Genomic DNA, 446 nt, shown 5'->3' on the forward strand with positions numbered 1-446 from the left:
GTCGAGATCGTCGAGCGCGGCGACGGCGCCGGCAACTGGGATGGCGACCTGCTATGGCAGGCGATTTCGAATCTCGTCAGCAATGCCTTGCAGCACGGCGCGCCGGACAGCGTGGTGACGGTGGAGGTCGATGGCGAGGCGGCGAACCGGGTGTCGGTCAAGGTCCGCAATCGCGGCGTGATTGCCGAGAACGTCGTGCCGCATCTGTTCGAGGCCTTCGGGCCCGGCGCGGCCGACACGCCGCGCCGCGCCGGCCTGGGGCTGGGGCTGCACATCGTCGAGAAGATCGCCCAGATGCATCGCGGCACGGTGAAGGTGGTGACGGACGAGGCGGATCACACCACGTTCCGTATCGAGCTGCCGCGCTCGGACGAACGTGACGAGACGGCATCGCGCGGCTAAGCCGATGGATTGATGGACGTGACGCAAGCTAGACAGATCATGAA

1 protein-coding gene is annotated in these 446 nt (G+C 66.6%); it reads left to right on the plus strand.

Annotated features, from left to right (window positions below):
- Window positions 1-402, plus strand: a 402-nt coding sequence (locus tag HWX25_RS33065; RefSeq protein WP_175912798.1) for an ATP-binding protein, incomplete at its 5' end; no start/stop codon positions are given.
- Window positions 403-446: the final 44 nt, after the last annotated feature.

It is taken from the genome of Burkholderia sp. BCC1640, assembly GCF_902833125.1.
GTDB classification, from domain to species: domain Bacteria; phylum Pseudomonadota; class Gammaproteobacteria; order Burkholderiales; family Burkholderiaceae; genus Burkholderia; species Burkholderia diffusa.